At 66.4% G+C, this 17,160-nt stretch carries 15 protein-coding genes and 1 pseudogene; 13 read left to right on the forward strand and 3 right to left on the reverse strand.

Annotated features, from left to right (window positions below):
- The first annotated feature begins 103 nt into the window (after positions 1-103).
- Positions 104-2,461: a TonB-dependent receptor gene (locus tag C7402_RS28910; RefSeq protein ID WP_112174397.1), complete on the forward strand. Its 2,358-nt coding sequence runs from the start codon at positions 104-106 to the stop codon at positions 2,459-2,461.
- A gap of 74 nt (positions 2,462-2,535) precedes the next feature.
- On the opposite strand, the gene C7402_RS28915 is transcribed toward C7402_RS28910, so the two are convergent.
- Positions 2,536-3,702 carry a YVTN family beta-propeller repeat protein gene (locus C7402_RS28915; protein ID WP_112174398.1) on the reverse strand — a complete coding sequence of 389 codons (1,167 nt, stop codon included), beginning with the start codon at positions 3,700-3,702 and terminating at the stop codon, positions 2,536-2,538.
- 253 nt (positions 3,703-3,955) lie between these two features.
- Between C7402_RS28915 and C7402_RS28920 the strand changes: the two genes are divergently transcribed.
- From C7402_RS28920 to gph, 5 genes are all read left to right on the forward strand, one after another.
- Complete coding sequence (locus C7402_RS28920) at positions 3,956-4,744, forward strand: energy transducer TonB (RefSeq protein ID WP_116613037.1); 789 nt, start codon at positions 3,956-3,958, stop codon at positions 4,742-4,744.
- 39 nt (positions 4,745-4,783) lie between these two features.
- Positions 4,784-5,632, forward strand: coding sequence for a MotA/TolQ/ExbB proton channel family protein (locus C7402_RS28925; protein ID WP_116613038.1), 849 nt, complete (start codon positions 4,784-4,786; stop codon positions 5,630-5,632).
- On the forward strand, positions 5,623-6,042 hold the full coding sequence (locus C7402_RS28930; RefSeq protein WP_116613039.1) for an ExbD/TolR family protein: 420 nt from the start codon (positions 5,623-5,625) through the stop codon (positions 6,040-6,042). Before C7402_RS28925 ends, C7402_RS28930 begins: the two co-directional genes overlap by 10 nt.
- Before the next feature lie 119 nt (positions 6,043-6,161).
- A complete protein-coding gene (locus C7402_RS28935) occupies positions 6,162-6,926 on the forward strand; it encodes an HAD family hydrolase (RefSeq protein WP_116613040.1) in 765 nt (254 codons plus the stop codon).
- Between the two features lie 2 nt (positions 6,927-6,928).
- Complete coding sequence (gph, locus tag C7402_RS28940; protein ID WP_116613041.1) at positions 6,929-7,615, forward strand: phosphoglycolate phosphatase; 687 nt, start codon at positions 6,929-6,931, stop codon at positions 7,613-7,615.
- A 41-nt stretch (positions 7,616-7,656) separates the two neighbouring features.
- Here gph and C7402_RS28945 read toward each other — a convergent pair whose 3' ends face one another.
- Together C7402_RS28945 and C7402_RS28950 are read right to left on the reverse strand one after the other, a co-directional pair.
- Positions 7,657-8,055: an SRPBCC family protein gene (locus tag C7402_RS28945; RefSeq protein WP_116613042.1), complete on the reverse strand. Its 399-nt coding sequence runs from the start codon at positions 8,053-8,055 to the stop codon at positions 7,657-7,659.
- Entirely contained in the window at positions 8,055-8,366 is a 312-nt protein-coding gene (locus C7402_RS28950; RefSeq protein ID WP_116613043.1) for a metalloregulator ArsR/SmtB family transcription factor, read from the reverse strand. Before C7402_RS28950 ends, C7402_RS28945 begins: the two co-directional genes overlap by 1 nt.
- Before the next feature lie 253 nt (positions 8,367-8,619).
- Between C7402_RS28950 and C7402_RS28955 the strand changes: the two genes are divergently transcribed.
- The 7 genes and pseudogenes from C7402_RS28955 (at position 8,620) to C7402_RS28985 (ending at position 17,067) form a co-directional block, all read left to right on the forward strand.
- On the forward strand, positions 8,620-9,351 hold the full coding sequence (locus tag C7402_RS28955) for a GntR family transcriptional regulator (RefSeq protein ID WP_112174406.1): 732 nt from the start codon (positions 8,620-8,622) through the stop codon (positions 9,349-9,351).
- 88 nt (positions 9,352-9,439) lie between these two features.
- Entirely contained in the window at positions 9,440-10,759 is a 1,320-nt protein-coding gene (locus C7402_RS28960; protein WP_112174407.1) for an NAD(P)/FAD-dependent oxidoreductase, read from the forward strand.
- 150 nt (positions 10,760-10,909) lie between these two features.
- Complete coding sequence (locus tag C7402_RS28965) at positions 10,910-12,241, forward strand: MFS transporter (RefSeq protein WP_116613044.1); 1,332 nt, start codon at positions 10,910-10,912, stop codon at positions 12,239-12,241.
- Between the two features lie 99 nt (positions 12,242-12,340).
- Entirely contained in the window at positions 12,341-13,249 is a 909-nt protein-coding gene (locus C7402_RS28970; protein ID WP_116613045.1) for a dihydrodipicolinate synthase family protein, read from the forward strand.
- Positions 13,249-14,751: an aldehyde dehydrogenase gene (locus C7402_RS28975; RefSeq protein ID WP_116613046.1), complete on the forward strand. Its 1,503-nt coding sequence runs from the start codon at positions 13,249-13,251 to the stop codon at positions 14,749-14,751. The genes C7402_RS28970 and C7402_RS28975 overlap by 1 nt, the downstream gene beginning before the upstream one ends.
- A 141-nt stretch (positions 14,752-14,892) precedes the next feature.
- A pseudogene (locus C7402_RS28980) lies at positions 14,893-15,318 on the forward strand (drug/metabolite transporter permease); the annotation flags it as partial.
- A gap of 324 nt (positions 15,319-15,642) precedes the next feature.
- On the forward strand, positions 15,643-17,067 hold the full coding sequence (locus tag C7402_RS28985; RefSeq protein WP_116613047.1) for an aminotransferase-like domain-containing protein: 1,425 nt from the start codon (positions 15,643-15,645) through the stop codon (positions 17,065-17,067).
- The last annotated feature ends 93 nt before the right edge of the window (positions 17,068-17,160 follow it).

The raw sequence follows: 17,160 nt of genomic DNA on the forward strand, positions 1-17,160 counted from the left end.
CACACACTGAAAGAAAGCGCCACGTACACCCGACGCACACCGTCACACCGTCACGCAGCCGCGCTCACGCACCGATAAAACCCATAAAGCAGGAGACACGACCATGAGCATGCCATCGCGCGCGCGCCGCGTAAAACGCTTCCCCCACTTGCGCAAACGGGCGGGCATCACGCTCGGCTTCGGCAGCGCCCTCGCAAGCCTTTCCGTCACCGCGTGGGCGCAGGCCGAGCCCGCCGTGGCGGCTTCGGCCGCCGAAGCCGCGCCCGCGCCCGCCGCCGCGACGACTCCCCCCGTCACCACGCTCGCGCCGATCGTCGTGGTCGGCACCACGCCGCTCCTTGGCATCGGCACGCCGCTTTCGCTCGTGCCCGCCAACGTGCAGACCGTGCACGCGAAGGACCTCGAACAACAGCACCGCAGCACGCTCACCGAATACTTCGAGCGCAACCTGCCGAGCGTCGATATCAACGACGCGCAGGGCAACCCGTATCAGGTCAACGTGAATTACCGGGGCTTCACGGCTTCGCCGGTGCTCGGCACGCCGCAAGGCCTTTCGGTGTTTCTCGACGGCGTGCGCGTGAACGAGCCCTTCGGCGACGTGGTGAACTGGGATCTGCTGCCGCAGCAGGCGATCGACACGATCCAGCTGATTCCCGGCTCGAACCCGACCTACGGGCTCAACACGCTGGGTGGCGCGCTCGTCATCACGACCAAGAACGGCAAAACGAGCCCCGGCGGCGAGGCCGAGGTGGCGCTGGGCTCGTGGGGCCGCAAGACCGCGCAGATCGAACAGGGCGGCACGATCGGCCAGAACCTCGACTACTACGTGACAGGCACCGCCACCAACGACAACGGCTGGGCGGAGCAGAACGCAAGCCGCGTGCGCCAGGGCTTCGGCAAGCTGCGCTACACCGACGCCGACACCACGCTCTCGCTTTCGGCGGGCGGCGCGGACAACGACCTGTACGGCACGCAGACGATCCCGAAGTCCTTCCTCGACAATCGCAAGCAACCCTACACGTATCCCGACCTCAACCAGAACAGCGCGGCCTTTGTGACGCTCTCGGGCGACCGCTATATCACCGACAACGTGCAATTGAGCGGCAATGCGTACTATCGCCATTTCCGCAACCGCAACGTGAGCAGCAACACCAACCCGAATTACGGCGAGGTGGAAGACGACGGCGACATCGACACCACGCAGGCCACCAACGAGCAGTCGGTGGTCTCGACCGACAGCTACGGCGCGAGCCTCCAGCTCACGCTGCTCGGCAAGCTGGGCGGCATGGACAACCAGTTCGTCGGCGGCATTTCGGCCGATATCGCCAACTCCAGCTACACGCAGTCGTCACAGGACGCGTACTTCACCCCGACGCGCGCGACCATCGGCATTGGCGACTTCGAGCAGGAAACGGCCGCCAACACGCACAACTCGACCTACGGCATCTATCTTCAGGATACCTTGTCGATCACCAAGCAACTGTCGATCATGCTGGCCGGGCGCTACAACTGGGCAAGCGCCACCATTGGCGACGCGAGCGGCACGCAGCCGCAGCTCGACGGGCACCATACGTTCTCGCGTTTCAATCCGGCCGTCGGCATCAACTGGAATCCGAACAACGCCTTCACGGCCTACGCGACCTATAACGAAGGCATGCGCTCGCCCACGGCGATCGAACTGGCCTGCGCCGACCCCGCCGCGCCCTGCTCGCTGCCCAACGACTTCGTCTCGGACCCGGACCTTCAGCCGGTGATCTCAAAGACCTTCGAAGTCGGCGCACGCGGACGCGTCGGCGCCTCCACGACCTGGAGCGCCGCCGCGTACAGCACGACGCTCGACAACGATATCCAGTTCATCGCCAGCAACGGCGCCACAAGCAATCAGGGCTACTTCCAGAACGTGGGCCGCACGCTGCGCCAGGGCTTCGAGCTTTCGGGGCATACGCAAGTCGGGCCCGTGGCCGTCACGGCGAGCTACAGCTATGTGAACGCGACTTACCGTTCGACCTGGACCGAAAACAGCCCGAGCAACTCCAGCGCCGACGCCGACGGCAATATCACCGTGAAATCCGGCGACCATATTCCCGGCATTCCGGCGAACACGGTCAAGCTGCGGCTCGACTACGCGCCCTTCCCGAAGTGGAATATCGGCACCAACCTCGTGTGGCGCGGCAGCATCTACGCGCAAGGCGACGAGAACAATCAGGACGTGAACGGCAAGATTTCCGGCTATCTGCTGGTCGACCTCGACACCACCTACCAGGTCACGAAGCAGTTGCAGGTGTGGGCCAACATCACGAACCTGCTGGACAAGCGCTATGCCACCTTCGGCGCGCTCGGCGAAAACTTCTTCAATGGTCCGAACCATTCGTTCGACGGCTCCAACCCGACCAACGAGCAGTTCATCGGTCCGGGGGCGCCGCGCGGGTTCTGGGTCGGGCTGCGTTACGCCTGGAAGTGAGCGAAGCGGCGTGAGCGGAAATGAACGCGGCGCGCGGGCGATGAGCCCGCGCGCCGCGCTGCATGGTGAACGGCTTAGCGCGATTCGATCGAGCCGTCGCTGTGCGGCCAGGTCACGATGCCCCAGGCAAGCGGCAGATCGCCGATCTGCTTGATCGGCTGGTAGCTGCGCGCGTCGAGCACGTAGACGGCGTCGGAGCGCCCGCAGGCCACGAGCAGCTTCGCGCCGTCGGGCGTGAAGCTGAAGTGCCAGCAACGCTGGCCGACCGGCACGTCGGCGACATGCTCGTAGCTGTGGCCGTCGAACACCTGCACCGTCTTGTCCCGTGCGGCGGCGACGAAAAGCCGCCGTCCCTCGGGGCCGAATGCCACGCCATAGGGGCCAAGCCGCGTATCGACGGTCTTTAGCACTTCGAAGGTGTGCGCGTCGAGCACGACGAACTTGCTGAGCGATTCCAGCGTCACCACGTAGACCTTGCCGTCAGGCGACAGCCGAATGCCACGTGGACGGCCACCCGCCGCGAGCTTCACTGTGCGCACGGGCGCGCCGGTCTGGGCGTGATAGACGGAGACCGTGTCGTCGCCCTCGTTGGTGACGAGCATCGTCTTGCCGTCGCGCGAGAACTCGATGCCTTCGGTTTCGTGGCCGCTCGTCACCGAGCGCACCACGTGCCATGTCTTCATGTCGACGATGGCGATTTCCGCGGGCGGCTGGCTGGCGTCGTCGTCATCGGCACCGGGCTTGCCGCCGGGTTTGCTGTCGGCCTGCTTTTCCCCGTGCTTTTCAGCCTGCTGTGCGCCTCCCGCGCCCGGCGGCGGGCCGCCTGTTTCGCCGGGCTCGTAGGTCACGTACGCAAAGCCGTTGCGTACGCGCACATATTCCGGGTTCTTGCCGATCTTCACGCGCTGCACCACGTCTCCCGAGGCCGTGTCGATCACCGATAGGTCGCCGGTGTTCTTGTTGGCCACGAGCAGCCGCGAACCGTCCGCGTTCAGACTCAGGCCGCGCGGGCCCGCCGCGCCCACGGGGAACGTTTTCGTGAGCGTCATCTGCGTGAGGTCGATCACACCCACGCCCGCTTTCTCGCTCGTCACGTAGGCCGTGGGCGTCGACGCCGCGGCCGTGCCGGCGGCGAACGCCAGCGCGGCCGCGCCGGCGCACGCGCTGAGCGCGTGGACGAGAAAGCGCCGTGGCCGCCTGGGCAAGCCGGGAGGGACGTGACGAAACCGTGTCTCCTGCATGGTTATGCTCCGTAGTGAATGCACTGCGCGGCGCACGCGCGCGCCATGCAAGCAAAGTAGTCCATCGAGGGATCGTTTGACAACGAAAGGCGGCCGGGAGATTTTCCCGAATTGATGCGCCAGCGCCGCGCGGCGGTTCTCAAGCGCCACCCCGAGGGAGACAATGCCTGTGGAGGTGGCCAATACGTGCTGTACGTGCTGTACGTGCTGTACGTGCAGTATGTGCAGGACGTATCGAAACGTGGCCAGAAGCATGATGCGGCAGCTTGCATTGACGACGACCGGTGAATGGCGCGCAGGCGCGACGTGCGACAGGACGCGCGCGCGCCGGTTCGCCGCGACGCTCGGCGCCGTGATCGCCTTGCATGCGGGGCTGCTCGCATGGGTGTTGATGCCGCGCGAGCGCACCGTCGAGCGAGAAGTCGAAGCGCCCGCGATCGTGGCGGCGTTGCTGAGCGAAACGCCGGATGCGCCTGCGGCTGTACCTCATGCGCAGACGCATGCGAGCGCCGCGCCCTCCGCGCTTCCCGTGCCCGCGCCCGCCCCGCCGCACAATCAGGCGGCGCCGCACCCCAAACCATCGCGCAACAACGCTCCGGCTCACGTGCCGCCCGCGCCTGCGCCATCGGCCACGCCCGCCGCCGCGTTGCAACCGTCTGCGGCTGTGCAAACCGCCCCGGCCGCACCCGCCACGCCGCCCGCGAACACGACCGCAAGCACAGCCGCCCCCGCCGAAGCGCGCCAGGCGCCCGCGTCGAGCGAGCCCAAGACCGTCTCGCATGTCGACTGCGCGATTCCCGCCCCCGACTATCCCGACGTCTCGAAGCGCCGCGGCGAAAGCGGCACCGCGCTGGTTCGCTTCGTGGTGGGCCTGAGCGGGCGCATCGAATCCGTTCAACTGCAAAAGAGCAGCGGCTATGCGCGGCTCGACGAAGCCGCGCTCGCCGCCATTCACGCCGGCACGTGCCAAACGTACCGCGAAAACGGCGAACCAGTGCGCGCCGCATACTCGCAATCTTTCGTGTTCGGCTTGAGCGACTAGCCTTGCGCCGATTCCGTCACCGGATCAAAGGAAACGATCATGCAACACTACGGTCTCGCGAATGTCTGGCAAACCGGCGACTTCGTCACGCGCGGCATACTGGGCGTGTTGATGCTCATGTCGGTGCTCTCGTGGACCGTCATGATCTTCAAGCTGTTCGCGTTCATGCGCATCAGGCGCGCGAGCGGGCGCACCGACGCGCAATTCTGGCGCGCGCCCAGTTTCGCGCAGGCGCTCGGCAATCTGCGGGAACTGGCGGAGCGCGCACCGGAAACGGCCGCGCGCGACAATCCGCTGCTCGCGCTCGCGCTGGCCGGTGCGGAAGTGGTGCAGCAAAGGCCGACGCAAACTCAAACACAAGCGCAGGACCGCGCCGAGTTGTCCGAGTGGATCACGCGCCGCCTCCAGCACAGCATGGACGACACCATGGCGCGCCTGCAAAGCGGACTCGCGGTGCTGGCATCGATCGGCAGCACCGCGCCGTTCGTCGGGCTGTTCGGCACGGTCTGGGGCATTTATCACGCGCTGATCGTGATCGGCGAAACCGGGCAAACGTCGATCGACCATGTGGCGGGACCGGTTGGCGAGTCGCTCATCATGACGGCCTTCGGTCTTTTCGTGGCGATCCCCGCAGTGCTCGGCTACAACGGCCTGACGCGCGCGAACCGGACGATCGCCACGCGCCTCAAGCGCTTCGCGCATGGCCTGCACGCGGCGTTCGTGACGGGCGCGCCGTGGCCCGCGAGCGCCGTGCGCGATGCCGCCACGCGGCACCCGGCGCGCGACACGGGCAGCCACGTCAAGTCGAACGCCGACGAGAACGCGAGCGCAAACGAGAGCGAAGGCATGAGCGAAAGCGCGAACACCGGAGCACTCGGATGGCAATGACACCCTTCTCCGACGACGAAGACGCGCCGATGAGCGAAATCAACATGACGCCGCTCGTCGACGTCATGCTCGTACTCCTGATCATTTTTCTCGTCACGATTCCGGCGATGCAGCACGCCGTGAAAATCGACCTGCCGCACGCGAGCAGCCAGCCCGATGTCGTGAAGCCCGCGCATCTGGACATTTCCGTGCGCGCGGACGGCTCGATGCTTTGGGACGACCATCCCGTGACCGACGCCGCCTTGCGCGCGAAGATCGCTGCGGCGGCGCGCATGCAGCCGCAGCCCGAACTGCATTTGCGCGCCGACCGCCTGGTGCCGTACGAGCGCGTGGCGAACGTGATGTCGGCCGCGCAGGCCGGTGGCCTGACGAAAATCGCCTTCGTGACCGAGCCGCGCACGAAGCCATGAACCCGCGGCAACCGCGCCACGACTAAGGCATCCCTTAGCGCAACCCAAAGAATCTCTGAGTTCAGCTTCGCGTGCGCTTTCGCTATCGTGGCCACATGAGCCACAGCGAGGAGCGCACCATGGAGGCCCTGATATTCGACGTCGACGGCACGCTCGCCGACACCGAAACCGCGCATCTGCATGCATTCAACGCCGCATTTGCCGAGGTCGGACTCGACTGGTACTGGGACGAAGCGCTCTATACGCGCCTGCTGAACGTGGCGGGCGGCAAGGAGCGCCTGCTGCATTACTGGCACGTTGCCGACCTGGAATGTGCGAACGGTTCGTGCATCCACGACGTGATCGAGGCGGTCCATGCGGTGAAGACGCGCCACTACGCGGCCCGCGTGAGCGGCGGCGGCTTGCCGCTGCGTCCGGGCATTGCGCGCCTGATGGCCGAGGCGCATGCCGCCGGTCTGCCCGTTGCAATCGCCACGACCACCACGCCCGCCAATCTCGACGCGCTGCTGCGCGCGCCGTTCGGCCCCGCGTGGCGCGAACGATTTGCCGCCATCGCGGACGCGGGCACGACCCAGGTGAAAAAGCCCGCACCCGATGTCTATCTCGACGTGCTGCGCCAGCTCGGCCTGCGCGGCGCGAACTGCATGGCCTTCGAAGACTCCGCGAACGGCCTGCGCGCCGCGCGCGCGGCCGGCGTGCCCACGGTGGTGACGCCCACCGCGTACACCGCGCACGATGCATTCGAAGGCGCGCTGGCCGTGCTGCCGCACCTGGGCGATCCGCACACGCCCATCGCTTCGCCGGTCGAAGGCGAGGCGCCCGGCTGGGTGGATCTCATGACTTTGCGGCGCTGGCATCGGCACGCGCTGAGCGCGACGGCCTGAGCATGCGTACGCCTCAATCAACCGGGAGCGAGCCGGTGCGGGCCGTGTTGCTCGATCTCGACGGCACGATGGTCGATACCGCGCCCGATCTCGCCGAAGCGCTTGCCCGCACGCTCGCCGCATTCGATGCGCCGCCCTTGCCGCTCGCGACGGTGCGCGGGTTGATCGGCCATGGCGTTGCCCAACTCGTCAGGCAGGCGCTGGAGGTCGCCGGGCTCGCCGCTGAAATCGACGGCACACGTGCGCTTGCGGACTTTCAGCGTCACTACGCCGAAACCAATGGCCGCTACGGCCGTGTTTTCCCAAACGTCGTCGCGGGTCTCGATGCATTGAAGCAGCGGGGCTACCGCCTTGCCTGCGTCACGAACAAGCCGCGTGCGCTAGCCGGGCCGTTGCTGAGGGAAACGGGCATCGCCGCGTATCTCGACGCGCTGGTAGCGGGCGACACCATCGCCAGCATGAAACCCGCACCCGAGCCCCTGTGGCACGCCTGCCGCTTGCTCGACGCACCGCCGCAGCGCGCGGTGATGGTGGGCGACTCGGCCGTCGATGCCGAGGCGGCGCGCGCGGCGGGCGTGCCGGTGTTCATCGTGGACTATGGCTATGCCGGGCCACAAGGCGCGAGCGCGCTGTCATGCGACGCGCTGATCGATTCGCTCGCGGTGTTGCCTGCGATGTTGCCCGCGTAGCTGGCCTCGCGTGCCACGGCGTGACCACGTGGCCGCGCGCCTTATAAAACAGCCTCCAGCCGGTCGATGACGCCGGGCCAGCCGCCGCTCATGCCGTGGAACGCGGCCTTGCCGAGCGGCGAGTCGAGGTCGAAGCCGCGATGTTCGAGCGAAAGGCGCGTGCCCTCGCCTTCGGCGGCCAGCCGCCACGTGATCGTCGTGTTCAGCGTGCCGGGCGCGAACGAGTACGACAACAGCCGCTCGGGCTCGACGGCGACGACCTCGCAAGGCTGCAAACCCCATTGGCCCATATCGAGTGTAAAGCGATGCCCGAGCACCGCCCGCACATCGCCGGCGGCCCACCAGCGCGCGTGAATGGCCGGGTCGGTCAGCGCCGCCCACACTTTGGCCGGTGCATGCGGAATAAAACGGGTGAGCTGTATCAGGCCGGGTTCGGTCATCACTTGTCCTTGTCCAGTGCTTCAGTGAGTGCATCGAGGCGTTGCCCCCAGTACTGCTCGAAGGGATGCAGCCATTGCGCGAGCGCGCCCAACGCCTGCGCGTTGAGGTGATAGACACGCTGCCTTCCACGCGCCTCTTCGCTGACGAGGCCCGCGAGACGGAGCACCTGCAAGTGCTCGGAAATCGCCGGGCGGTTCGCGGCGAACGAGGCGGCGATCTCCCCGGCCGCGCGCGGGCCGTCACGCAGCATCTCCAGGATCTGCCGCCGCGTCGGGTTGGCAATCGCGCCAAAGATGTCGGTCGTGGCCATGCGCGCAGTATATGTCGGAACTCTCCGACGCGTCCATTTTTCCCGCCGTCGCCGCAGACCAACCCGGCGGATTCGCGTACGCTTGGCGCGCTGCGCAACCCGCACCGATCCTGCGCGGGCGGGGGCTTCGCCGCCCGCTGCGATCCGGCCCGATTCAACCTCATCGAGCACGCTCACGCAACGCGTAAACCCTTATTTTTGCTGAGTCTATTATCAACCTATACTGTGTCTACAGTTTGTAGACAGATGAGCTATGCCAAAACCCAAGCTTCAGCTGGCCGCCGCGGACACCGAGTCCGGCGCGTCGGCAGACCGAAAGAACGTGATGGCGGAAACGCTTCGGCGCCGCATCGTGAGCATGGAGCTCGCGCCTGGCGCCGCCGTTGACGAGCTGGCGTTGAGCGAGGAGTTCGGGCTCTCGCGGCCGCCCGTGCGCGAGTTGCTGCGCCAGATGGCCGCCGAAGGCTATCTGGAGCTCGAGCCGAACCGTCCCGCCCGCGTCTCGCCGATGAGCTATCAGTCGCTGCGCAGCTTTTTCCTTGCCGCGCCGCTCATCTACGTCGCGACGACGCAACTGGCCGCAAGCCACGCCACGCCCGAGGAAGTGGAACGCCTCAAAGCCATCCAGGCGCAGTTCCGCACCTCGATCGAGGAGAACGATCTGGTGGCGCGCGTGCTGCACAACGACGAGTTTCACCACGAGATTGGCCGGATCGCGCGCAACACATACTTGATGCCGAGCCTGCGCCGCGTGCTGATCGACCACGCGCGCCTTGGCAAGATCTTCTACCGCGCGCCCGCCACGAGCGACATGCAGCGCGATCTGGAAAAGGCGGTGGAGCAGCACGACCAGATCATCGAGGCCATCGCGCGGCGCGACCCCGAAGCCGCGGGTGAGCTGGTGCGCAGCCATATGGAGCTGTCGCGCCGGCGCATGGCGGAGTACGTGATTCCGGAAGGTCTGAACGTAGCCATCCAGTTTTAAGGGCCGCGCAGGGCGGCGCACGTAGTCTGTCGTGCGCCGTCGGTCGCATCACGCGGCGGTCGGTTCACAGGCGACATGGGATTTAGGAATGCAAAACGTTACATCGCTTCCCGCGGACGACAGGATGTGCGGCTGGTATCACACGAGCCCGCAGCGCCACCCAAGGCCGAGCCACGCGGGGCAAACGAAGGCGCGCTGGGCCGTGGTGGGCGCAGGATTCACGGGACTGGCCGCCGCGCGTCAGCTCGCCCTGAATTTTCCCGACGACGAGATCGTGCTCGTCGAAGCGCAGGAGGTGGGCTTCGGCACCTCGGGGCGCAACGCGGGCTTTGCGATCGACCTGCCGCACGATATCGGCGCCGACGACTATATCGGCGACATCGCCACGGCGAAGACCACGTTGAAGCTCAACGTGCTCGGCCAGACGATCCTGCGCGACATCGTCGCGACGCATGGCATCGACTGTCATTTGAGCGCTTCCGGCAAGTATCAGGCGGCGGTGGCCGAGCGCGGCGTGGCGGTGCTCGACGCCTACCGGCGCGGCCTCGACAAGCTCGGCCAGCCGTACGAGGTGATCGAAGGCAAGGATCTGCCCTCGCACATTGGCACGTCGTTCTATCGCAAGGCCTTGTTCACGCCCGGCACCGTGCTCGTGCAGCCTTCGGCGCTCGTCAAGGGTCTCGCCGATGCGTTGCCGTCCAATGTCACGCTGCACGAGCACACACCCATTACCGATGTCGAGTATGGCGAGAAGATCGTGCTCGCGCATCGCGGCGGCCGCATCACGGCGGACAAGCTCGTGCTCGCGAACAACGCGTTCGGCATGCGCTTCGGCTTTCTTCAGCGCACGATGCTGCCCGTGTTCCTCTATGCGAGCCTCACCCGGCCGCTAACCGAAGCCGAACAGGCGCAGCTCGGCGGCAAGCCGTTCTGGGGCGTGATACCGGCGGACCCGTTCGGCAGCACGCTGCGCCGCACGCACGACAACCGCATCCTGGTGCGCAACAGTTTCAGCTTCAACCCCGACGGCCGCCCGAAGGAACAGTACCTCTCGCGCTTCGCCGAGCGCCATCGCCGCTCGTTCGAGCGGCGCTTCCCGATGCTGCCGGATGTCGGGTTCGATTACACGTGGAGCGGTTCGCTGGCGCTCTCGCACAATCACAAGGGGTTCTTCGGGCAGCTCGCGCCCAATGTCTATGGCGCGCTGTGCTGCAACGGTCTGGGCATCACGCGCGGCACCGTCACGGGCACCCTGCTCGCCGACTGGCTCGCGGGCAAGCGCGGCGATCTGATCGATTTTCTGCTGGCGACATCGGGCCCGAACAAGACCCCGCCGGAACCTTTCCTCTCGATGGGCGTGAACGCCACCCTGTGGTGGGGGCAACGCAAGGCGGGACTGGAAAGCTGAACGTATTCCGGCCACGCGAGGCCGGGCAAAGCGGCGACAAGCCCGCTATTCGACTGAACATATTGCATTCGATACATTCAGGATGCCGAACCAATATACAGGGTTCGCGCCGGAATGTAGCGCATCCCATTTCATGGAAGGAGACAGGCAATGTCGAAGAATCACGTGACCATAGAGGACGTTCCGCTCAATGGATTCCACCAGTTGCTCACCATTCGTTCCAGCGGCGGCTGGCTCATGGACGGCTATGTGCTGAATATCATCGGCGTGGCCATGGTGCAGTTTTCCGCGGCGCTCGGGCTCACCAGTTTCTGGGAAGGCATGGTCGCCGCCTCGGCGCTCATTGGCATTTTCTTCGGCGGGTTCCTCGGCGGCTGGCTCTCCGATCGCCTCGGGCGCCAGAAGCCCTACTTCTTCGGCCCCGTGATCTTCCTGGTGTGTTCGGTCGCCCAGTTCTGGGTCCAGTCGGGCGAAGCGCTGTTTTTCCTGCGCTTTCTCATCGGCATCGGCGTGGGTATCGAATATCCTGTGGCAGGTTCGCTGCTCGTGGAATTCATGCCCCGCAAGTATCGCGGGCCGCGCCTTGCCATGCTCACCATCATCTGGTTCCTGGGCGCGGCGCTCGCCTATATCGTCGGCAACCTCATTCTGAGCAGCGGCAGCCCCGACGCGTGGCGCTGGGTGCTGGCCAGTCCCGCGGTGATCGGCCTCGTGCTGTTCGTGGTGCGCATCGGCACGCCCGAGTCGCCGCGCTGGCTGCTCAGCAAGGGCCGCGCCGCGGAGGCTGAGGCCGTCATCAAGCAAGTCTACGGTCCTTCGTTCTCCTTGAAGAACCTGCCCGAAGAGCAAACCGAAAAGAAGATCTCGCTGTGGGCGCTGCTGCATTCCGGCTACGGCAAGCGCATGCTTTTCGTCTCGCTGTTCTGGAGCTGCTCCGTGATCCCCGTGTTCGCGGTCTACTCCTTCGCCCCGCGCGTGCTCGAAGCGCTGCACCTCACGGGCCAGTGGGAATCGCTCGGCTCGGTGGCGATCACGCTGCTGTTCGTGGTGGGCTGCATCATCGCCACGCGCATCATCAACGAACTCGGCCGCCGCGCCATGGTGATCCACAGCTTCCTGTGGTCGGGCCTCGCGCTGCTCGCGCTCGGCGCCTGCTCGAACAGCTCGGCCATCCTGATCCTCGTGCTGTTCGGCGCGTATGCGGTGCTGATCGGCGGCGCGCAGGTGCTGCAACTCGTGTACCCGAACGAAATCTTCCCCACCGACATTCGCGCCTTCGCCGTGGGCATGGGCGCCTCGCTCTCGCGCATCGGCGCGGCCGTCGGCACCTGGCTCGTTCCCATCGGACTGCAAACCATCGGCATCGGCAACACCATGTATGCGGCGGCGGCGGTTTCGTTCATCGGTCTCGCGGCTTCGCTCGCCCTCGCGCCGGAAACCCGCTCGCTGAGCCTGCAAGAGGCCGCTTCGCTCAACCACTGACACCGGGCGGCGCGCCGCCATCGAACCGGAAAACGGCGCGCTTTTCGTCAATCCATTGGTTTTCCACCCATTCGTTTCCCTCTTTCGCGGAAGAACATCATGAAGTTTGAAGGCATCTACACCCCCGCTATCACGCCGTTGAACGCCGAAGGGCAAATCGACAAGACAGCGTTCGCCGATGTGCTCGAATCGCTGATCGCGGCGCGCGTGCACGGCATCATCATTGGCGGCTCAACCGGCGAGTATTACGCGCACACCGCGCAGGAGCGCTTCGACCTGGCCGCGTGGGCGAAGGAAGTGATCGGCGCGCGTGCTCCCCTCATCATCGGCACGGGCGCGGTGCGCACCGAGGATTCCGTCGAATACGCCAAGGCGGCGAAGGCCATCAAGGCCGACGCGATCCTGGTCGGCTCCCCGCCCTACGCGCTGCCCACGGAGCAGGAAAACGCCGCGCACGCGCTGGCGATCGACCGCGCGGCCGGCCTGCCCGTCATGCTCTACAACTACCCCGGCCGCATGAGCGTGGCGATGGGCCGCACGTTCTTCGAAACCGTGTTGCAGGCTTCGAAGAACTTCGTGGCCATCAAGGAGAGTTCCGGCCAGACGGGCCAACTGCACATGCTCGCGCGCGAATTCCCGCAGCTCGACCTGTCGTGCGGCTGGGACGACCAGGCGCTGGAGTTCTTCGCATGGGGCGCGCGTAGCTGGGTGTGCGCCGGCTCCAACTTCCTGCCGGGCGAGCATGTCGCGCTGTACGAGGCGTGCGTGATCGAGAAGAACTTCGACAAGGGCCGCCGCATCATGTCCGCCATGCTGCCGCTCATGGACTTCCTGGAGGAAGGCAAGTTCGTGCAGTCCATCAAGTACGGCTGCGAGCTTGCGGGCCTGCGCGCCGGCGGCGTGCGTGCGCCGCTGCAAGGGCTCGGCGAGCAGGAAAAGCAGAAGCTCGCGGGCGTGGTCGCCGCGCTCAAGCGCGAGGTAGCGTTGGTTGCGGGAGGGCAAGCCTGATGGCTGAACTGCTCAGCGCGCCCGAGTATGCGGCGCTGGCCGCCAACCTGCGGCTACCTTCGCAGGCGTTCATCGACGGCGCATTCCAGCCCTCGCGCTCCGGCGCAACGTTCGCCACGGTCAATCCCGCGACGGACGCGGTCCTCACGGAAATCGCCGCCTGCGACGCCGCCGATGTCGACTTCGCCGTAGCCAAGGCGAGAGCCGCGTTCGAGGACGGCCGCTGGCGCGCGCTCGCGCCCTCGCGGCGCAAGGCGATCCTGCTGAAGTTCGCCGATCTGCTCGAAGCCCACGCGCACGAACTCGCGACCATGGAGAGCCTCGACAGCGGCAAGCCGATTCGCGAGTGCCAGAACACGGATGTGCCGGAAACGATCCATACGATCCGCTGGCACGCCGAGCTGATCGACAAGATCTACGACAACACCGCGCCCGTGGGTGCGAATGCGCTCGCCCTCGTGGTGCGCGAGCCGATTGGCGTGGTCGGCCTGGTCCTGCCCTGGAATTTCCCGTTGCTGATGCTCGCGTGGAAAATCGGCCCGTCTCTCGCGGCCGGTTGCTCCATCGTCGTGAAGCCCGCGAAGGAAACCACGCTGACCGCGCTGCGCGTGGCGCAACTCGCACACGAAGCGGGCGTGCCAGCAGGCGTTTTCAACGTGCTGCCGGGCGGCGGCAAGGAAGTGGGCGAGCCGCTCGGGCTGCACATGGACGTGGATATGGTGAGCTTCACGGGCTCGACGGAAACGGGCCGCCGCTTCCTGCGCTATGCCGCCGACTCCAACCTCAAGCGCATCGTGCTGGAATGCGGCGGCAAAAATCCCGCAGTCGTGTTGCGCGACGCCAAGGATCTCGATACAGTCGCACAGCACGTCGTCAACGGCGCCTTCTGGAACATGGGCGAGAACTGCTCGGCGTCGTCACGGCTGATCGTCCACGCCGAGATCAAGGATGCCCTCCTGCAACGTATCGGCGTGCAAATGCGCGAATGGCGCATGGGCGATCCGCTCGATCCGGCGCACCGCGTGGGCGCGCTGGTGAGCAAGGCGCACTTCGAGAAAGTGCGCGGCTACCTCGTGCATGCCGACGCGGAAGGCTTGCGCGTGGCGTACGGCGGAGACACCCGGGGCGGCGTTTTCGTCGAGCCGACGGTGGTGGACGGCGTGAGCCCGGCGAGCCGCCTGTTCCAGGAAGAGATCTTCGGCCCGGTGCTTTCGGTGACAACGTTCACCCACATCGACGAGGCCATCGCGCTGGCCAACGACTCCGTCTACGGCCTCGCCGCCTCGGTCTACACGAGCGACCTGAACCACGCCATGCGCCTGTCGCGCGAGATCCGCGCAGGGGTGGTGACGGTCAACTGCTTCGGCGAAGGCGACGTCACGACGCCGTTCGGCGGCTACAAGCAGTCCGGGTTTGGCGGCCGCGACAAGTCCGTGTGGGCGCACGACCAGTACACCGAGATCAAGACCATCTGGATCGACGTGCCCGCGAGCGCCGGTTAAGGGCATTGTGCCGTTGTGCCGTTCGGGGCCGTCCGTTGTGGTGTCCCCGAACGCGGTATCGCATGTGCCACGTCGGCGCGCGTGACGGGGTTGAATCAATTTGAGCGAGTGGGAAGGATGAATAGCAAGAAGAAGGCAACGCTGATCTGGGCCGCCTATTGCACGGTCACGGCGCGCATTGCCAACGGCAAGAACGGCGTGACGCTGTTTTTCATGCTGGTTTCGCTCGTCCTCTGGATCAAGCTCGGCATCGAGGGGCCCGGCGTCATGACCTTCAGCGTCCATGCGATTGTCTATCTCGTGCTGGCCGCCTGCGCCATGGGCTTCGGCTACGCCGCGTGGAACGTGGGCATCCTGCACGGCAACGTCACCGTTCTCGCCGGTGCGTCGTATTTCATTCCCGTGCTCTCCGCCGCCCTCGCGGCGGCTCTCCTGCACGCGCCGCTTTCCGTGCAGTTCTGGCAAGGCGCGGTGATGGTGTGCGGCGGCTCGATCCTTTGCTGGATCGCCACGCGCACCCGCCAGGCCAAAACGGCGACGCCCGTTCGCACGAGCGAAAGCGCCTGACGAGAAATGCCCCGGCACGCGAGTGCCGGGGCGAAATGCTTGCCACGCTACAGGCAAAAGAAGAGCCGCAAGCTCTGCGGGTTTAGGCGATGAACCGGGCACTCGCGCAGTAATCCCGACGCATCCCGGGAGAACAGACCCGGACTTCGATGCGCGCTGAACGCAATGATCGGCGCTGGCGCTCGCGCCGTACAGAAGCAGTCGCGGACAAAAACAGCGCAGCAGATTGCTGCCCAGGCGGCTTCCCAAGCGCGGCGAGACAGACGAAAATCGACCCCATCGGCGCCGCCCTCCGCCCACGCCCCCTTCGAATACCGCAAGCGCATGACCCGCTACGAACGCCTCGCGCAGAGCATGGCCACCGAGATTCGCTCCGGCAATCTGACGCCAGGCTCGCGCATGCCGTCGCTGCGGCAGATCATCGCACAGCATGGCGTGAGCCAGTCCACGGCGGCGCGCGCCTACTATCTGCTCGAACAGTGGGGTCTCGTGCGCGCCGAGGAGCGTTCGGGCTACTACGTCGCCCCGCCGCCCGCGAAGGCGGCCGGTGCGGCCTCGCGCGCGGCGGCCGGCGAGTCGGCCACGGTCGATATCAGCGAGCTGGTTTTCTCGGTGCTCGACGCCGCCAAGCGGCCCGGCATCGTGCCGCTCGGCTCCGCGTTCCCCTCGCCGCTGCTCTTTCCGCTCTCGCGGCTCGCGAAGTCGCTCGGGCAGGCCGCGCGCAACGTGAGCCCGTGGAGCACGGTTGTCGACCTGCCGCCGGGCAACGAAAACCTGCGGCGGCAGATCGCGCTGCGCTACATGCGCGTGGGCATCTCGCAGCCGGCCGAGGACATCATCGTGACCAACGGCGCGCTCGAAGCGCTGAACCTGTGCCTCATGGCGGTCACGCAGCCGGGCGACATCGTCGCGGTGGAGTCGCCGGGCTTCTATGCCGCGCTTCAGGCGATCGAGCGCCTCGGCCTGCGCGCGGTCGAAATTCCCGTCGACACGGCCACGGGCCTCGACCTCGACGCGCTGGCCGAAGCGCTCGACAAGCACCCTATCCGCGCCTGCTGGTTCATGACGAACTTCCAGAACCCCACCGGCGTCACGTTGCCGGCGCAGAAAAAGCAGGCGCTCGTCGAGCTGCTCGCGAAGCACGACGTACCGCTCATCGAAGACGACGTGTACGGCGAGCTGCACTACGCGCCGAACTACCCGCCGCCCGCCATGGCCTTCGATAAGCGCGGGCTCGTCATGCATTGCGGCTCGTTTTCGAAGAACCTCGCGCCCGGCTACCGCGTGGGCTGGGCGAGCGCCGGACGCTTCGCCGCGCGCGTGCAGCGTCTGAAGCTCATGACGACGATCTCGGCAAGCATTCCCGTGCAGGCCGGCATTGCCGACTACCTGGAGCACGGCGGCTACGAGCGCCACCTGAAGAAAATCCGCCTCGCGATGCAAAGCCAGCGCGACGCGATGATCGACGCGATCCGCCGCTGGCTGCCCGAAGGCACGCAGCACACCTGCCCCGAAGGCGGCTACTTTCTCTGGCTCACCTTTCGCGAGGCTGTCGACGCCATGGCGCTGCACCGGCTCGCCATCGAACGCGGCATCAGCGTGGCGCCGGGGCCGCTCTTTTCGGCCTCGCACGCGTTCGAGAATTGCATCCGGCTCAACTACGGCCACCCGTGGTCGCCGCGCATCGACGAGGCGATCCGCACGCTCGGCGAACTGCTCGTGCATCCCGAGGTGCGTGCGCGAGCCTGAGCGACGCGGGCGCAAGCCGCCGTATCCCGCCCGGGCCATGCGCGATGAGTCGCGCCCGCGCATTCGCCTTCGTTCGCCGGCATACCCTGGTGC

The organism is Paraburkholderia unamae (assembly GCF_003096875.1).
Taxonomy (GTDB): domain Bacteria; phylum Pseudomonadota; class Gammaproteobacteria; order Burkholderiales; family Burkholderiaceae; genus Paraburkholderia; species Paraburkholderia unamae.